At 61.0% G+C, this 14,796-nt stretch carries 14 protein-coding genes; 10 read left to right on the top strand and 4 right to left on the bottom strand.

Going from position 1 to position 14,796, the window contains the following annotated elements; genetic code table 11:
- Positions 1 to 3: 3 nt before the first annotated feature.
- From accB to gcbA, 4 genes are all read right to left on the bottom strand, one after another.
- Positions 4 to 483, bottom strand: a complete 480-nt coding sequence (gene accB / locus DXT77_RS23485; protein ID WP_119429383.1) for an acetyl-CoA carboxylase biotin carboxyl carrier protein — start codon at positions 481 to 483, stop codon at positions 4 to 6.
- A gap of 24 nt (positions 484 to 507) precedes the next feature.
- Positions 508 to 963, bottom strand: coding sequence for a type II 3-dehydroquinate dehydratase (gene aroQ / locus DXT77_RS23480; RefSeq protein ID WP_065260261.1), 456 nt, complete (start codon positions 961 to 963; stop codon positions 508 to 510).
- Between the two features lie 174 nt (positions 964 to 1,137).
- Complete coding sequence (locus DXT77_RS30445) at positions 1,138 to 2,181, bottom strand: methyl-accepting chemotaxis protein (protein ID WP_372238688.1); 1,044 nt, start codon at positions 2,179 to 2,181, stop codon at positions 1,138 to 1,140.
- Positions 2,182 to 3,135: 954 nt separating this feature from the next.
- Positions 3,136 to 4,806 carry a diguanylate cyclase GcbA gene (gcbA, locus tag DXT77_RS23470; protein ID WP_085711233.1) on the bottom strand — a complete coding sequence of 557 codons (1,671 nt, stop codon included), beginning with the start codon at positions 4,804 to 4,806 and terminating at the stop codon, positions 3,136 to 3,138.
- 324 nt (positions 4,807 to 5,130) lie between these two features.
- On the opposite strand from gcbA, the gene DXT77_RS23465 reads away from it, so the two are divergent.
- The 10 genes from DXT77_RS23465 to DXT77_RS23420 all read left to right on the top strand — a co-directional run bounded on the left by DXT77_RS23465 (position 5,131) and on the right by DXT77_RS23420 (position 14,780).
- Positions 5,131 to 6,279 carry a DUF2515 family protein gene (locus DXT77_RS23465; RefSeq protein WP_119429381.1) on the top strand — a complete coding sequence of 383 codons (1,149 nt, stop codon included), beginning with the start codon at positions 5,131 to 5,133 and terminating at the stop codon, positions 6,277 to 6,279.
- Positions 6,279 to 6,998 (top strand): hypothetical protein, encoded by a 720-nt coding sequence (locus tag DXT77_RS23460; RefSeq protein ID WP_119429380.1) that lies wholly within the window; start codon positions 6,279 to 6,281, stop codon positions 6,996 to 6,998. Before DXT77_RS23465 ends, DXT77_RS23460 begins: the two co-directional genes overlap by 1 nt.
- Complete coding sequence (locus DXT77_RS23455) at positions 6,977 to 7,483, top strand: Hcp family type VI secretion system effector (protein WP_119429379.1); 507 nt, start codon at positions 6,977 to 6,979, stop codon at positions 7,481 to 7,483. The genes DXT77_RS23460 and DXT77_RS23455 overlap by 22 nt, the downstream gene beginning before the upstream one ends.
- Positions 7,480 to 7,956, top strand: a complete 477-nt coding sequence (locus DXT77_RS23450) for a hypothetical protein (protein ID WP_119429378.1) — start codon at positions 7,480 to 7,482, stop codon at positions 7,954 to 7,956. The genes DXT77_RS23455 and DXT77_RS23450 overlap by 4 nt, the downstream gene beginning before the upstream one ends.
- 136 nt (positions 7,957 to 8,092) lie before the next feature.
- Positions 8,093 to 9,160 (top strand): DUF2333 family protein, encoded by a 1,068-nt coding sequence (locus DXT77_RS23445; RefSeq protein WP_085711234.1) that lies wholly within the window; start codon positions 8,093 to 8,095, stop codon positions 9,158 to 9,160.
- Between the two features lie 3 nt (positions 9,161 to 9,163).
- Positions 9,164 to 9,721 carry an NUDIX hydrolase gene (locus tag DXT77_RS23440; protein ID WP_119429377.1) on the top strand — a complete coding sequence of 186 codons (558 nt, stop codon included), beginning with the start codon at positions 9,164 to 9,166 and terminating at the stop codon, positions 9,719 to 9,721.
- 187 nt (positions 9,722 to 9,908) lie between these two features.
- Complete coding sequence (locus DXT77_RS23435) at positions 9,909 to 10,280, top strand: translation initiation factor Sui1 (RefSeq protein WP_065260252.1); 372 nt, start codon at positions 9,909 to 9,911, stop codon at positions 10,278 to 10,280.
- Between the two features lie 219 nt (positions 10,281 to 10,499).
- On the top strand, positions 10,500 to 12,413 hold the full coding sequence (speA, locus tag DXT77_RS23430) for an arginine decarboxylase (RefSeq protein ID WP_114881280.1): 1,914 nt from the start codon (positions 10,500 to 10,502) through the stop codon (positions 12,411 to 12,413).
- 232 nt (positions 12,414 to 12,645) lie between these two features.
- Positions 12,646 to 13,989 carry a type VI secretion system Vgr family protein gene (locus DXT77_RS23425; protein ID WP_119429376.1) on the top strand — a complete coding sequence of 448 codons (1,344 nt, stop codon included), beginning with the start codon at positions 12,646 to 12,648 and terminating at the stop codon, positions 13,987 to 13,989.
- Entirely contained in the window at positions 13,986 to 14,780 is a 795-nt protein-coding gene (locus DXT77_RS23420; protein ID WP_119429375.1) for a DUF4123 domain-containing protein, read from the top strand. Before DXT77_RS23425 ends, DXT77_RS23420 begins: the two co-directional genes overlap by 4 nt.
- Positions 14,781 to 14,796: the final 16 nt, after the last annotated feature.

The following is a 14,796-nucleotide window of genomic DNA, read 5'->3' as shown; positions in this document are numbered from 1 at the left end:
AGTTCAAACGATGGTGAACAGCGGTTGGTCGTACTCAACCGGCTGGCCGTCTTCGACGAGGATGGACTCGATCACACCGCTGGTTTCAGCTTCGATGTGGTTCATCATCTTCATGGCTTCGACGATGCACAGGGTGTCGCCTTTCTTCACGGTCTGGCCGACTTCAACGAAGGCTGGCGAGGTTGGCGAAGATTTGCGGTAGAAGGTGCCGACCATCGGCGAACGGGCAACGGTGCCGTTCAGCGCTGGAGCAGCAGCGGCAGCTGGTGCAGCGGCTGCAGCGGCTGCAGCGGCAACCGGAGCGGCAGCGGCGGCAGGTGCAGCGGCCGGAGCCTGCATTGGAGCCGGTGCGTAATACTGCTGGGCCGGAGTCTTGCTGTTACGGCTGATGCGTACGGACTCTTCGCCTTCCTTGATCTCGAGCTCGTCGATGCCGGACTCTTCCAGCAATTCGATCAGTTTCTTAACTTTACGGATATCCATGAATCATCAACTCCCAAGGGTCGGTCAGGGGCGTATAGCTTGTTGTTCAAGCTGCTCTAGTGCAGCCTCCAGGGCCAGTCGGTAACCGCTGGCGCCAAGGCCGCAGATCACTCCCACCGCTACGTCGGAGAAGTAAGAGTGATGGCGGAAAGGTTCGCGTTTGTGCACGTTGGACAAATGCACTTCGATGAATGGGATGCTCACTCCCAGCAGCGCGTCACGTAATGCGACACTTGTGTGCGTAAAAGCTGCCGGATTGATAAGAATGAAGTCCACGCCTTCGCTGCGCGCGGCATGGATGCGGTCGATCAATTCGTACTCGGCATTGCTTTGCAGGTGCAGCAGATGATGGCCGGCTTCGCGGGCGCGGCGTTCCAGATCCTGATTGATCTGCGCCAGGGTGGTCGACCCGTAGGTCCCGGGTTCCCGGGTGCCGAGCAGGTTCAGGTTGGGGCCGTGCAGCACCAGTAGCGTTGCCATCTGCGTGTTCCTTGTTATGGGTGAGCCTCGTCAGAACCCGGCGACTATGCCGCAAAGACTTTGTGACTGTCCAGTTCTCTGCAATAGCCAGCACGATCTCCGATGTTTGCGCGAAATATGTGACTGAGTGATCAGATCCGGTCATTCACACCGCCAAACCCGGCACAATCGCGATCAGACGCGAAATGCCTGCACCGCTGTATGCAGTTGCCCGCCCAATACCAGCAGATTCTCCCCCTGTTCGCGTCCTTCACCGATGCGCAGCAGATTTTCCCCACCCAATTGGTGAATCCGTTCGCTGTGATCGCGGATTTCGCTGACCGCGCCGCTTTGCTGCGCGGTGACATCGGCAATGCGCACTGCCGTGTCGGAAATGGTCTGGATTGCGCCGACGATCTTGTCCAGCGCACCGTCCGCCGATTGCGCCTGATTGGCCGTGGCTTCGGCGTGTTCGACCTGGGCGCGCATGCCTTCGACCGATTGTCGGGCGGCGGTTTGCAGGCCGGCGATCAAGGTCTGGATTTCTGCTGTCGCGCCGGCGGTGCGTTGCGCCAGTGAGCGGACTTCTTCGGCCACCACGGCAAAACCACGACCCATTTCCCCGGCGCGGGCGGCCTCGATCGCCGCGTTGAGCGCCAGCAGGTTGGTCTGATCGGCAATCGAACGGATCACCGTCAACACGCCGCCGATGGTCGCTGACTCTTCCGCCAGATGCTCGATCATCTGCGCGTTGCCTTGCACTTCTTCTACCAGTGCATGCAGGCCGGTGAGGCTCAGGCCGATGACTTTTTGCCCCTGTTCGACAGCCTGTCCCGCATGATGGCTGGCGTCCGCAGCCTGACGTGCATCGCCGGCCACTTGCTGGATGGTTGCTTCCAGTTCGCTGAGTGAGTCGCGGATCAGCGCTGTATCACCGGCCTGATGTTCGGCGCCGCTGTGCAAGTCGTTGCTCAGTTCCGCCAGAGTGCGGCTGCTGCCCGCCACTTGTTCGGCGTTGCCGCGAATCGTCCCGACCAGATCCACCAGATAGGCACGCAGGCGATTGAGCGAGGCTTCGATGTCGTGCAATTCGCGGTTGGTCTTGCCCAGATGGATATCGCGGCTGAAGTCGCCTTCAGCCCAGGTCGACAGCGCCGGGGCGAGGTTGGTCAGGGTGCGGGCCAGGCGTCGCTGAAGGGTGTCTATCAGCAGGGCGATCAACAGGATCAGGCCGATCATCACGCCTTGCATCAGGCGCACTTCGCTCTGGATCTGGCCGTGCTGGGCGCGTACCACCGGTTCGAGTCCGGCGATGGCTTGTTGCACCGCAGCAATTTTCTGGTGGGTCGCTGTGCTGAGGTCGGTGCGTTTCTGGATCTGGTCGCGGGTGCGTGCCAGCTCTGCCGGGTAACGATTGAGCAAACTGTTGAGGTCGCGTTTGAGGCCTACGCCGGCGTCTTCGGCGACTGCCTTTTCAGTGCTTTCGATACCCATCATCGAGGCGAAATCGTCGCTGCCGGATTCGCTGCTGGTGACCACGCCGAGCAGGGGCAGGGCATCGATTGCCTGGGCCTGGGTGCGGATGTTGGTGACCTCGCGTTCGACATCGGCAGCCAGTTCACTGCGCCCGCTGCTGACCAGTTTGTCCCGGGCCAGCGACAGCTTGCCCAAGTGCTGAGAGGCGGCGAGCAACGGTGTCAGGTACGCCACGTTGCCGCCGGCATAAGTGCTGAGCTGATCGAGGCTGGCACTCAGTTCGCGCTCCGCCTGCAGCAGCAACGCCTGAGGATCACCGGCCAGTTTGCCGGCAGCGAGCAGGTCGGTCTTGCTGAATTCTTCGAGGCCCGACAGGCTCGGGCGCAGCGTTTCGGCCAGCGCCGGTGGCAGCTCGCCGAGTTCTTTCTGCAGGCTGTCGATGGCCTGGCTGGCACTGCTCAGACGCAAGGCATCGCCGCTGCCGAGGTAGTCCTCGACGTTGCGCGCGACTTCGTTCTGAAATTGCTGGGACAGCCCGAGGTATCGCTCCATCAACAGATACGGGCGTTCGAGGGCTTTCTGCGACCACCACAGCGTGGCGCCGAGGGCCACGCAGACGGCGACCAGCAACAGCGTGTTGAGATTGGTGAGCAACTTCAGGCGCATGACGGCTACCAACGGCAGTAATGGTAAGCGCCTGAATTTATTGCGGTTCTGTTACAGGGTTATGACCGAATCGGTGGATTCCGGTGAAAAAGTGGCACTTTGCTTTGAGTCCCGCGCAGTCTGCACCCGATTGCGGCCTTCACCCTTGGCGCGGTACAGCGCCTCGTCGGCCTGGCTGGCCATCATCAGGCTGTCGGAGTCGTCGTGCATCTCCACCACCCCGGCGCTGAACGTGCACCACAGATCCTGCGGCTGGGCCGGGTAATGGATTTCGGCGAAGCGCTGGCGGATTTCGTCGAGCACTTTGTGTGCAGCTTCTATATCGGTGTCGGGCATGACGATGGCGAATTCTTCGCCGCCGTAACGGCCGATGAAATCGGTCTTGCGCAGACGTTGCTTGAGGAACAGCGCCAGGCTCTTGATCACCCGGTCGCCCATGGGATGGCCATGGCTGTCGTTGACCCGTTTGAAGTGGTCGATGTCGAGCATCGCAAAACTCAGCGGCTTGTTTTCGCGACGGGCGCGGAACGAGCAGTCTTCGAGCAGTTGCAGGATGTGTGTGTGGTTGTAGAGGCCGGTGAGGCTGTCGCGCACCATCCGCGCCTTGAGGTTGCGTGCCCGCGCCGCGCGGTTGCGTACCGTGGTGATCAGGTGGCGCGGCTTGATCGGTTTGGTCAGGAAGTCGTCACCGCCCTCGCTCATGGCGTCGAGCTGCTTGTCCAGATCGTCTTCGGCCGACAGGTAAATGATCGGCACGCTGACATAACGGTCGTTGTGACGGATGACCTTGGCCAGTTCGGTGCCGGTGCAGGCCGGCATGTACATGTCGAGAATGATCAGGTCCGGCTGGAAGTCCGCCAGCTCGGCCATCGCCTGAATCGGCTCGATCAGCGTGCGGGTGACGATCCCTGCGCTGTTGAGCAGGCGCTCGGTGTGCATCGCCTGGGCGCGGGAGTCGTCGATGATCAGCACTTTATAAGGCTCGTACTGGGCGACGCAGGTCAGCACTTCGATCTTTTCCAGCAGGCTCGAGGCTTCGAGGGTGCCGGTGAGGAATTCCTGACCACCGGCGCGCACGGCGGCGAGGCGGGTCGGGGTGTCGGTTTCGTGCAGGCTGAAGAACAGCAGCGGCAATGGCTCTTCCAGACCTTGCTGGGCTTCGGCCGCGAGTTTCAGGCCAACGCCGGCGCCGCTGAAGTCCACGTCCATGACAATGGCGGCCGGCAGACGCTCGACCATCGAGGAGCGAAACGCCGACACGCTGTCCAGCGCCTGGGCGCTGAGACCGAAGAATTCCAGTTGTTTGGCCAGCCGTTCGGCGCGGTCGTGATCCTGAAGCATCACGTAGATCGGCTTGCGCAGGGGCGGCAGAAAGGTCTGGTCGAGCTGATCGCCATGGCGCAGGCCAGTGCGCGACAAGCGCTGCATCAAACGATTGAGGTCGGTGATCAGGCCGCTGCTCAGGCGCCCGCGATTGGCATCCACCGCTTCCAGCGACTGGCTGATGTGGTGAGCCAGTTGGGTGTGCTCGGGCTGTTCGAAGCGCTCGGCGAAACGCAGCAGGCGCAGGTTGGCCTCGCTCAGCTCGGCGAGGTCGGCAGTGGACCACTCACTGCGTTGCAGGCGCTGCCATATCTCAAGAATCTGACGTGCCTGATGAATTACCCGCTGGGCAAAGTGGTGCTTGAGGCGCTCACGGCTGGGGTCTTCTGGCTCGGTCATATCCTGACTACTAGTTAGGGTGCATGCTGAGATCGACTGGTGGCTCTATGCTAGCACCTCTTTTCCCTTACATGAGTGTCGTACGTCAATAATCTGCGGTACGTCACTATTCAGTTTCTGACCGTCTGGTTTCATTTCGGACTCTGTCGTCGCTCAACTACCCGTGAACAGGGTTCTTCAGGACGTTTCCCAGGGCTTTTGAGGAGGCTTCCTTGTGCCTGGCGGTCTTCGTCTGTCAGGGCATTCTGATTTTTCTCCAGGCCGGTTTCGACAGAGTTTCGGACTGGTAGGGTCAGGGAAACCCCTACAAAAAATTCCCCGAAGATGAGCCAGTGTTTCAACGAGCACGCCAGCGATAACCAACGTCTGAATCACAGCACCCGGCCGGTTGCAGATTGTAAATGCAACGAAGAAACGTTGTATGGCGAGAAGAGGCGGGTGACTGAGGTACCCGTGCTGACGTGCCGGTGCATCTGGCGTCGCTTTCAGCAGGAAGCCGAAGCCGTTGTCGCCCCCGATGGCGTGCTGATTGCCGATCCGGTGCAACGCAACCGGGCGATCAACTCCGCCTATGCCCGGCTGTGGCTGCATGACGCGCGATTCCAGTGGGCAGGTCTTGCAGCGTTTGCATCGAAGCAGGTGGGCTGCGGGTTGCTGCATGCGGCCGACAGCATCGAACTGATTCGTCAGGAACACGAGGCACGGCAGCGAATGCGGGACGGGCGCCGCGAGGCCGGACTGCTGACCCCGGCGAGAATGCCCGGGCAGACCGAGGCCTTGAGTGACTACGAAGAGGCAAGGAACCGCAATCCCGTGCCTGCGCTGGATCTGCGCTTACCGGGTGAAGAACTGTCGTTGGTGCAGCAACAGTACCGCCACGTGTACGACATGATGGCGATGGGCAATACCACGTTGTTTCTGGATGTCTATCCGCTGCATCGGTTTTATGCGGTGCGTGGGTTGGCGGAGTTGAAGAAGTGTTTGGAAACACGGGCAGGCATTCATGGGCATGCAAAGTTTCCAGTGATTTGGCCGGTGGGCCAGGAAACACTTCCTTTTGGGCAAGCATTTGAGCAAATCCTGAACGCCTTCGAAGCGATAGATGCGGGGAAAATTGCCTCAAGCGTGCAGCATCTGGCCTGGCACGAACAGCAAAACATTCTTCAGCCGAGCATCTACGAAAACCGTCAATTGGTAATGCTGCTGCGTAGCAACCATTTTTCCTACGTGACTGGATTCCCTTCCGGTGTGGCTCAGGCCATTGAGCTGACCCTCACCAGTCAGTGTCAGCGGGTCGATGACGGTCGCACCATCGATTTTGGCCGCGACCCGATGGCGGACCTGTCCGACATCGATCAGCGAATGGAGTTTGTCCTGCGGGCGGCAGACCGTTTTCACCAAATGCTCAATGACAACAACAGGGACGCACTGGCGCAATCCATCCGAGAAATCGCTGCCAGGGAGGACGCTTGATGCGCTTGCGATCCTGTCTGTCCAGATGGCGCAGTTGGGCATGGCTGATGCTTTGTGGTGTTCTGGCCGTGGCTGCCGCACGCCAGTTGACGCAGCCATTGTGGGGCGACTCCGTGATCGCCATGTCCATAGGTGGAACCTATGAATACATGCGTGACCATTCGACCGCACCCCTCGCTATATGGGGCCATGTTGGCAGGCCCGTTTGGGGTGGCGCTTCCAGGACAGATGCGCGCCTGCGATTTGTCGATCCGCAGTACGGGTTCGAAACGCCGCCAGCGCGGTTCTTTACGTTCACGTTCAAAGGCAACTTGGTCGGTAATATTCGTATGTCTCCTCAGATCGAACCCTTGTTGATCGATGATGCCTTGAAGGTCGTTCTCGAACTGCAAGCCCAATGGTGCGCGAAAGGGTGGAGGCCGCTGGGGACCCCGTTGCATCCCACCATCGCGGACACCCCGGAGTGGCGAGCCTATCTAAGACCGGGGATACGGACTGGAACCACTTACTGGAAGGCCGGCGACCAGTACGAAGTGATGTTGTTCATTGGACGATTCGCCGATTCCAGACACCCCGACCAGGAGCGCTATCTCATCACCCTGGAACTCACCAAACCTTGGCGATTCGAGGGTATGGAAGACGTCGATGAAGTACCTCATCCCTTTCCCCCGCCTCAACCGCAAAAAGGAGCGATCCCATGCCAACCCCTGCCTTCATGACCATCCACGGCAGCCGCCAGGGCCTGATCAGCGCCGGCGCCTTCACCGAAGCATCGGTGGGCAACAGCTATCAGACCGGGCGCGAGGACAAGATCATGCTTCAGTCCCTGAGTCATGGCATTGTCGTGCCCAGAGGCGCCGGTGCCGGGCGACGGCTGCACAAGCCTCTGGTCATCACCAAAACCCTCGACAAGGCTTCGCCGTTGATCCAGATCGCAATGTGTTCCGGTGAGCTGCTGAGCAAGTGTCGTGTGGAGTTGTATCGCACATCGGCCCACGGCACTCAGGAGCACTTCTATACGATAGAACTGGAGGACGCGCTGATCGTCAGCGCCGAAGTATTGATGCCGGATTGTCAGGACCCGGGCGTTTCCCACCTGACGCAACGGGAAAAGGTCCAGTTCAGCTACCGACGCATCTACTGGCGGCACGAGATCAGCCGGACGATGGGCTCCGATGAATGGCAGAGCGAGGGCCAGGCATGAGGCTGATTCATCGATCACACGTTACCCCGCTCGAACGCCGACAGGTTTATCCGGTCGATCAGGCACTGGAGCGGGTATGCAAGGCGTTGCTCGACCGGCAACCGCTTGAAGGTCTGGATCAGTTGCGGGCCGGCCTTGTGGTCGATCTGGACAGCGAGGTGCTGGAGCAGATCGAACAAGGCGAATGGCTGTTGCTCACGGGTGACACGGAGGACGGCGACTGGCCGGTCGCCGACGTTGCCTTCGATCAGGCGGTGCTCGACCTGATGAACAATCCTCCGCCCCAGCCAGTCCGGATTCCGCGAATCTATCGTCTGGTCGAGAGCATGACCGGCGAGCCCCTGGCACAGCAGCCGTACATTGCAACGGTTGACGGGGTTCCCATCCAGCGCCGAACCGATGCCGTAGGCATTGCCCATCTTTTTATGGCGGACGATGCCCGGCAGATTGCAATGAGGATCTTCAACATCTGAAGCGTGCGTCTATCCTTTCGCTCACCGGCAGTGCCCGGTTGTTTCAATTCGATGCCCAATCGTGGGTGCCGGGTCGAGGCACGTTGTTGTATGGTTGCTGTCGAACCGTTGAACCCAAGTTTGAAAGGATATCGCCATGCTGGACTGGAAGAATCGCGCGGGCAGTGCGCCCGAACGTGCCGCCGAGCCGAAATCCGCCGCCCGCAGCTATGTGGGCGGCCTGTTGTTCAGCCGTGCATTGGCCACGCTGGTCGGTATTTACCTGTTGGTGACCATCGCCCTGGGCTGGTACTGGAGCGAAGAGCCGGCCCTGTTCCCCGTGGCGCAAAACGCCCAGCTGGCTGCCGAGAAGGAAGGCAAGCAGATGGTGGTCGGCTACACCACCGTCGAAACCCTCAAGACCGTCGCCGGCACCTTGCTTAACAAACCGGGCGGCTACATTTCCAACGACCGCTTCCCGCCGGGCCTGTGGATGGACAACATGCCGAGCTGGGAATACGGCGTGCTGGTCCAGGTGCGCGACCTGACCCGTGCCCTGCGCAAGGACTTCGCCCGTTCGCAGTCGCAATCGGCTGAAGACGCCGATCTGGCCAAGGCCGAGCCGCGCTTCAACTTCGACAACAAGAGCTGGATCCTGCCGTCCAGCGAATCGGAATACCAGGAAGGCATCAACTCCCTGAGCCGTTATCAGGCACGCCTGTCTGACCCGACGCAAAAGAATGCGCTGTTCTACGCCCGCGCCGACAACCTGAACAACTGGCTGGGTGACGTCGGTACGCGTCTCGGTTCGCTGTCGCAACGGCTGTCGGCCAGTGTCGGTCGCGTCAAACTGAATACAGCGCTGAAAACCGAAGTCCCGGCGGTGGGTGAAGTGCCGCAGGTCGACGAAGAAGTCGTCGAGACTCCGTGGATGCAGATCGACAACGTGTTCTATGAAGCCCGTGGCCAGGCCTGGGCGCTGTCGCACCTGTTGCGTGCCATCGAAGTCGACTTCGCCGACGTGCTGGCGAAGAAGAACGCCACGGTCAGCGTGCGTCAGATCATCCGTGAGCTGGAGGCTTCCCAGGAAACCGTCTGGAGCCCGATGATTCTCAATGGCAGCGGTTTCGGCATTCTGGCCAACCACTCGCTGGTGATGGCCAACTATATTTCCCGGGCCAACGCCGCCGTGATCGATCTTCGTCAACTGCTCAATCAAGGCTGAGTCATGAGCGACAACGCCAGAGAGGCGGCCCACCGCGCCGCCTCGGACGCCGAACAGATCGCCTGGGTCGACGAGCAGGACAACCTGCTCGGATCCCTTGTCCGTTCCGATCTGCGCGAGCGCGGGCTGATCGGGCGCGGCACCTACATCATGCTGTTCAACTCTGCCGGTGAACTCTGTGTCCATCGGCGGACCCTGAGCAAAGCCATTTATCCCGGCTACTGGGATGTGGCGGCGGGCGGCATGGTGCAGGCGAACGAGACCTACGCCGAGTCGGCGGCCCGTGAGCTGGAAGAAGAGTTGGGGGTGAGCGGCGTCGAACTGACGGCCCATGACCATTTCTACTTCGAGGACCCCGGCAATCGTCTGTGGTGTTCGGCGTTTTCGGCGGTGTGGGACGGGCCGCTGATCCTGCAGCCGGAAGAGGTGCTCGAAGCACGCTTCATTCCGGTCGAGCAGGTGATGCTGGAAATCGAGCAAAAGCCTTATTGCCCGGACTCTCTGGCCGCGCTGAAACGCTATCTGAAAGCTCAACAAAGCGACGTCGCAAAGAACTCATAAATTGGCGCCGATTGGCACTTAGCAATCGGCGTTTTTGCCGTTACACTGCGCGACCTTTTCAAGCTGTGCCGGCCTGCTTTACAAGAGCAGCCGATGCAGTAGCGCTGCCCCTGCCTGAGTGGGGCTTCGCGGTCGATAGCCTTGCCCAAGGCTGCGATCAGTCTTTGTCCTCCCGAGAGGATTGCCGGTGGCCAAAAAAGCCGCATCCTTCGCCGCCCTGGGCGGCCTGGTATTTTCCACCGACGCAGGTCGTCATTGCCCGGAATGCAGTAAACCGGTGGACGCCTGTATCTGCAGACAAACCGTGATCCCGGCCGGCGACGGCATTGCCCGCGTGCGCCGCGAGAGCAAGGGCCGTGGCGGCAAGACGGTGACCACCATCACCGGCGTGCCCCTGGCCGAAGACGCACTCAAAGAGCTGGCGACAACGCTGAAGAAGCGTTGCGGCACCGGCGGTGCGTTGAAAGACGGGGTCATCGAGATCCAGGGCGACCATGTCGAGCTACTCTTGGCCGAGTTGGTCAAGCACGGTTTCAAGGCGAAGAAGTCCGGCGGCTAGCAGCCTCTGTGAAAACCACCAGCGGCTTGATCCGGCTCTGATTGTCATCAGTCCCGGCGTCGTCTCCATGGTTTTCACAGAGCCTGTTCATGACCGGTTTCTAAACTCAACGCTGTCAGCGCGGTCTACCGCCCCGCTGACGAACCGTCATTTTCATTCTTTAGACTGCGCCGGCCTGCAATCAGGCGACGCACTATGACTTCTTTATAGGGGACTTCGATGTCCGTACGACGCACACGCAAAGACGATGGCAGCCAATGGACAGTTGCGGACAGCCGCAGTGTTTACGGGATTCGCCATTGGGGGGCCGGGTATTTCGCGATCAATGACGCCGGTCGCGTCGAAGTTCGTCCGAACGGCCCGAGCAGCTCGCCTATCGACCTGTTCGAACAAGTCGACCAGTTGCGCAAGAGCGGCCTGTCGTTGCCGCTGCTGGTGCGTTTCCCCGACATCCTGCAAGACCGCGTGCGTCAGCTGACCGGTGCTTTCGACTCGAACATCGAGCGTCTGGAATACCAGAGCAAGTACACCGCGCTGTACCCGATCAAGGTCAACCAGCAGGAAGCGGTAATCGAAAACATTATCGCCACCCAGAACGTCTCCATCGGTCTGGAAGCCGGCTCCAAGCCTGAGCTGCTGGCGGTGCTGGCGCTGGCGCCGAAGGGCGGCACCATCGTCTGCAACGGTTACAAGGACCGCGAGTTCATCCGTCTGGCGCTGATGGGCCAGAAGCTTGGTCACAACGTGTTCATCGTGATCGAGAAAGAATCCGAAGTCGGTCTGGTGATCGAAGAAGCCGCCTCGCTGCGGGTCAAGCCACAGGTCGGCCTGCGCGTGCGCCTGTCGTCGCTGGCCTCCTCGAAGTGGGCGGACACCGGTGGCGAGAAATCCAAGTTCGGTCTGTCGGCAGCGCAACTGCTGTCGGTGGTCGAGCGCTTCCGCGCAGCGGGTCTGGATCAGGGCATCCGTCTGCTGCACTTCCACATGGGTTCGCAGATTGCCAACCTGGCCGACTACCAGCACGGCTTCAAGGAAGCGATCCGTTATTACGGCGAGCTGCGCAACCTCGGTCTGCCGGTCGATCACATCGACGTCGGTGGCGGTCTGGGTGTGGACTACGACGGTACCCACTCGCGCAACGCCAGCTCGATCAACTACGACATGGATGACTACGCCGGTGTCGTGGTCGGCATGCTCAAGGAATTCTGCGATGCGCAGAGCCTGCCGCATCCGCACATTTTCTCCGAGAGCGGCCGTTCGCTGACCGCGCACCACGCGATGCTGGTGGTGCAGGTGACCGACGTCGAGAAACACAACGACGACGTGCCACAGATCGAGAACAAGGAAGCGTTGCCGGAAACCGTGCAGTGGCTGGTTGACCTGCTCGGCCCGACCGACATCGAAATGGTCACCGAAACCTACTGGCGCGCCACTCACTACATGAGCGACGTGGCGGCCCAGTACGCTGACGGCAAGTTGACCCTGGCCGAGAAAGCCCTGGCCGAGCAGTGCTACTTCGCCGTGTGCCGTCGCCTGCACAACTCGCTGAAGGCCCGTCAGCGTTCGCACCGGCAGGTGCTGGACGAACTCAACGACAAGCTGGCCGACAAGTACATCTGCAACTTCTCGGTATTCCAGAGCCTGCCGGACACCTGGGCGATCGATCAGGTCCTGCCGATCATCCCGCTGCACCGTCTCGACGAAGAGCCGCTGCGTCGCGCGGTACTGCAGGATCTGACCTGCGACTCCGACGGCAAGATCAACCAGTACGTCGACGAGCAGAGCATCGAGACCAGCCTGCCGGTGCACGGGCTGAACGAAGGTGAAGACTACCTGCTGGGCGTGTTCCTGGTCGGCGCCTATCAGGAAATCCTCGGCGACATGCACAACCTGTTCGGTGACACCGACTCGGTGAACATCTACCAGAACGCCGACGGCAGCGTGTACCACGCCGGGATCGAGACCCACGACACCATCGAAGACATGCTGCGCTATGTGCACCTGTCGCCGGAAGAGCTGATGACCCACTACCGCGACAAGTGCGCCAGTGCCCGCATCAGCGCCAGCGAGCGCACCCAGTTCCTCGATGCATTGCGCCTGGGGCTGACCCGTTCCTCCTACCTGTCTTCCTGACGGCAGGTTCCGAATCCATCAGGTTGTCTGAAATTGTTCCGCATGCAGCGGAAGTTTCAGATGACCTGATGCGACTTCTCTTTTTCTGCCAGCGAAATGGCCTTCATCCTCACTAGAAAAGTGATGTCGTCTGCTTTTCGCGTAGGCCATTTCCTAATTTGTACTTCGGCTCTCTACTCGGCCATGGCTCTCGGCGAGAATCCCCGGCCGCCCCTCCTGTAGAGAATCGCCCATGTTCGATCCAGTCGACGAGTCGTCGTTTCGTCTCGATGTCGCGGGTCTGTCCGCCCCCCTCGAAGTCCTGGCCTTTACCGGTTGCGAGGCGATCAGCGAGCCTTTTGCGTTCGAAATCGATCTGTTGATCGACGATCCTCATCTCGACCTTGCCGGTCTTTTGTATCGCTCGGCGCGCCTGTGCTTCGGGCCTCATGGCAATGGGGTGCACGGACAATTGCAGAGTCTCGTCCAGCACGAGCATGGCCATGGCGCCCGGTTGTGCCGGGCCCGGCTGGGCCCGAAGCTGAGTTGTCTGGGTCTGCGCCATAGCCAGCGTATTTTCAGCGGCCGGTCGGTGCCGCAGATTCTCGATCAGGTGCTCAGAGAGCACGGCATCAGCGGTCACCAGCGCCGGTTCGAATTACAGGCCGATCATCCGTCCCGCACGTTTTTCACTCAATACGGCGAATCGGATCTGCAACTGGTGCAGCGCTTGTGCGCACAGTCGCGGATCCACTATCACTTCGAGCATGGGCGCGAGAGCCATTGTCTGGTGTTTGGCGACAACCCGGCGCGGTTGCCGCAAGCGGGGGAGGTGCCATTCGATGCTCACGCGTCGGCACCGGCGGTGCGCCGCTGGCTGATTCGAGAGCAAGCCGGTGGGGCCTCTGAAGCTGCCGTGCGTTCCCGAACGGCGCAGGGGCATTCGGACGTACCAACCTTGCGTAGCGGTCGGTGGCTGAATCTGTCCCCACGGCCGTTTGCGGAGTGCGACACGCACTGGCTGCTGACGCGAATCGAGCACCGGGCCGATCAGATGCTTGAACCGCCCTACAGCTGTCGGCTCCGCGCCGTCGACGGCCTGCAGGCATGCGGGCCGGTCGTCGAGCGCCCGGTGTTGAGCATGGGCAGTCTGCAGCGGGCCTGGGTGGTGGCCGTCGATGAACCTCAGCCTGATCGCTCGCGCCCGGTCGCGGTGCAGTTCGACTGGCTCTATCAGGGCGAAGGCGCGACGCCCAGCCACTGTTGGCTGCCTTTGGCACCTGCGTTGGCGGACGCGGCATTGACGTCATTGCATGAAGGCGTCGAGGTGGTCGTGAGCTTTATCGAAGGCGATCCCGAGCAGCCGGTGATCAGTGGTGTTCTACAGCCGACGGCAACCGCCGAGAGCGATGAGGATGATGAACCGCCGCCGCTGCCCGACACCCTGGCCAGTGAAGGACTGGCACCATGGCTGAGTGCGCGCGAGCCTTTGTTGCTGTTGTGCCTGATGCCGGGTGGCGGTAGCTACCGGCACTGTCGGGAGTCGGTCTGCAGCTGCCGGCTGGTCGCCGGACTCAGCCCTGGCGATGGACGATGAGCGCCAAGACACCGGGGCAGCGTGCGCAATGGCTGTTGCTGGATGTCATGCATGCACCGCAGGCGGTGAGCGTGTTGCGCCAGGGGTTCGCTGGCTTGCCGAGTTTGCGGCTGTTTGACGGTACGGAGTTTCAGCCCGTATGCGAGCAAGGGCCGTTGTTGATCGATTTGCGCGATTGCCCGGTGCTGTCGGCGTTGTGTCACACCGATCCGCACACCTGGTGCGGGCTGTTGCTGGGCAGCGATGCCACGATCGAATCGCTGCGTGCACATTTGCAGCGGATGCTGACGGTTTCTGTGGGCTTGAACCATCGTGCACTGCTCAATTACTACGACCGGCAGACCGCCAGCTACTTTTTCGACGCCTGCGATGCGCGTCAATTGAGCTGCTGGCTCGGGCCGGTCAGCTGGCTGCGCTGGTTCGGCGGTACCTGGGCCGATCGGGCGAGCGGCAGTCTGGGCTGGCAGCAGCTGCGCAACCCGGGCCTGGACGTAGAGCCACTGGAGATTGAACAGGGGCTGACCCGTCTTCAGCGCGAGCGCCTGCATCGCTGCCTGCTGGAACAGCACATCTGGCGCTGGAGCCAATCGACGGGAACCGATTACCGCACGCTGTCCTCCCACGTTGAACAAGGCCTGACATTGGGATTCAGCGAACGGACGGTGCTGGACGACTGGTTATGGCTACGCTTGCTGCATCCGCGCGCAGAACTGCTGCAACCGCCACAAGGGTTGACCCAGCAAGAGCGGCTCGAACATCTGCGTCGCCGCTGGCAGAACAACTCACCCTGAGACGAGGTTTCGCGCG

This window comes from Pseudomonas sp. 91RF (assembly GCF_003576265.1).
GTDB classification, from domain to species: Bacteria; Pseudomonadota; Gammaproteobacteria; order Pseudomonadales; family Pseudomonadaceae; genus Aquipseudomonas; species Aquipseudomonas kribbensis.
The sequence above is the reverse complement of the archived record's forward strand: the minus strand, read 5'-3'. Positions and strand labels throughout refer to the sequence as shown.